The organism is Pseudomonas sp. (genome assembly GCF_035277045.1).
Lineage (GTDB): Bacteria > Pseudomonadota > Gammaproteobacteria > Pseudomonadales > Pseudomonadaceae > Aquipseudomonas.
The window spans coordinates 1-2,265 of record NZ_DATELE010000176.1; the positions used below are offsets into that span (position 1 = coordinate 1).

Below are 2,265 nucleotides of genomic sequence, written 5' to 3' on the forward strand. Positions count from 1 at the left end.
TGATCACCGGCGAGCGGTCCATGGCCACGTTCAGTTGCACGCTGGCGGGCAGCAGCGACTGCAGGGCCGGCAGTTGCGCCTTGATCTGGTCAACCGTTTCGATGATGTTGGCGCCGGTCTGGCGATTGATCACCAGCAGCACGGCGCTCTTGTCGTTGAAGAAGCCGCTGTTGTAGCGGTCTTCGACGCCGTCGCTGACCTTGGCCACATGGCTCAGGCGCAGCACCGAACCGTCCTGGTAGCGTATCACCAGCGGTTCGTAGTCCTTGGCCGTCGCCAGCTGGTCGTTGGCCCGCACCTGCCAGTTGCGCGCGGGGTCTTCGACAAAGCCCATCGGCCGTCGCTGGTTGGCATCGGCCACCGCCTGGCGTACGTCATCCAGCGCGATTCCATACTGGTTGAGCAACTGCGGCTCGAGCTCGATGCGCACCGCCGGCAACGAGCTGCCGCCGATCTGCACCTCCCCTACCCCCGACACCTGCGCCAGGCTCTGGGACAGGATGGTCGAGGCCAGGTCATATAGCTGGCCCTTCTGCAGCACGTCGGAGGTCAGCGACAGCACCATGATCGGTGCCTGCGAGGGGTTGATCTTCTTGTACGTGGGCATGCTCTTCATGCCGCTGGGCAACAGGTTGCGGGTGGCATTGATCGCCGCCTGCACCTCACGCGCCGCGCCGTCGATATCACGCCCCAGGTCGAACCCGAGTATCACCCGGGTCGAGCCCTGGTTCGAGCTGCTGGTCAGGGTGGTGATGCCGGCGATGCTGCCCAGCTTGCGCTCCAGCGGCGTCGCCACGGTGGCGGCCATGACCTCGGGGCTCGCGCCCGGCAGGCTGGCCTGGACCACGATCACCGGGAAGTCCATCTGCGGCAGCGGTGACACCGGCAACAGCCCAAAGCTGACCCCGCCCAGCAGCATGATCGCCAGGCTCAGCAGCATGGTCGCCACGGGCCGGCGAATGAAAGGCGCGGACAGGTTCATGCGTCGGCCTGCTGTACATCAGCCGCCGGACGGCGCCAGCGGCGGGCGAGCCGGTCGAAGTACAGGTAGATCACCGGCGTGGTGAACAGCGTCAGCACCTGGCTGACCAGCAGTCCACCGACCATCACCAGGCCCAGCGGCTGGCGCAGCTCGGCGCCGGAGCCGGTGGCCAGCATCAGCGGGACGGCGCCGAACAGCGCGGCCAGCGTGGTCATGAGGATCGGCCGGAAGCGCAGCAGCGCCGCCTGGTAGATCGCCGCCTGCGGTTCCATGCCCTGGTTGCGCTCGGCCTCCAGGGCGAAGTCGATCATCATGATGGCGTTCTTCTTCACGATGCCGATCAGCAGGATGATGCCGATGATCGCGATCATGCCCAGGTCGTTGCCGCTGAGGATCAGCGCCAGCAGGGCCCCTACCGCCGCCGACGGCAGGGTCGAGAGGATGGTCACTGGATGAATGTAGCTCTCGTAGAGCACGCCCAGCACGATGTACATGGTCACCACGGCCGCCAGGATCAGCAGCAGGGTGCTCGACAGCGACGCCTGGAACGCTTCGGCAGCGCCCTGGAAGCGAGTCTGCACGCCCAGCGGCATGCCGATCTCCTGCTGCACCTGCTCGATGGCCTTGACCGCCTCGCCCAGCGCCACGCCCGGCGCGAGGTTGAACGACATCATCACGGCCGGGAACTGGCCGATATGGGCGATCGCCAGCTGCGCCTGGCGCTGCTCGATGCGTGCCAGGCTCGACAGGCGCACCTGCCCGCCATCGGTTGTCTTGACGTGGATCTGCTCCAGCGCCTGCGGCCCGAGGGTTGCCGCGACCGAGGCCTGGAGCACCACGCGGTACTGGCTGGCCTGGGTATAGATGGTCGAGATCTGCCGCTGGCCGAAGGCGTCGTACAACGCGTTGGTGATCTGCGAGACGCTGACGCCCAGCCGGCTGGCCGCATCGCGGTCGATCACCATGTACACCTGCAGGCCTTTGTCCTGCAGGTCGCTGGCGACATCCATGAGCTCCGGCCGCTGCTGCAAGGCATCGACCAGCTTGCCGCTCCACTGCGACAGCAGGTCAGCGTCGGGCGAGGACAGGCTGAACTGATACTGGGTGCGGCTGACCCGGTCCTCGATGCTGAGGTCTTGCACCGGCTGCATGAACAGCCGGATGCCGAGCAGCTTGTCGACTTCGGGCTGCAGGCGCGCGATCACCTGGGTAGCCGTTTCGTCGCGCTCACCGTGGGTCTTGAGGTTGATCAGCAGGCGCCCGCTGTTGAGGGTGGCGTTGTC

2 protein-coding genes are annotated in these 2,265 nt (G+C 66.5%); both read right to left on the reverse strand.

Going from position 1 to position 2,265, the window contains the following annotated elements; all coding sequences use genetic code 11:
* A partial coding sequence (locus VJS90_RS08990) for an efflux RND transporter permease subunit (protein WP_324121132.1) occupies positions 1 to 982 on the reverse strand: 982 nt, incomplete at its 3' end.
* The coding region (locus VJS90_RS08995) for an efflux RND transporter permease subunit (RefSeq protein WP_324121134.1) at positions 979 to 2,265 on the reverse strand (1,287 nt) is incomplete at its 5' end. The genes VJS90_RS08995 and VJS90_RS08990, both read right to left, overlap by 4 nt.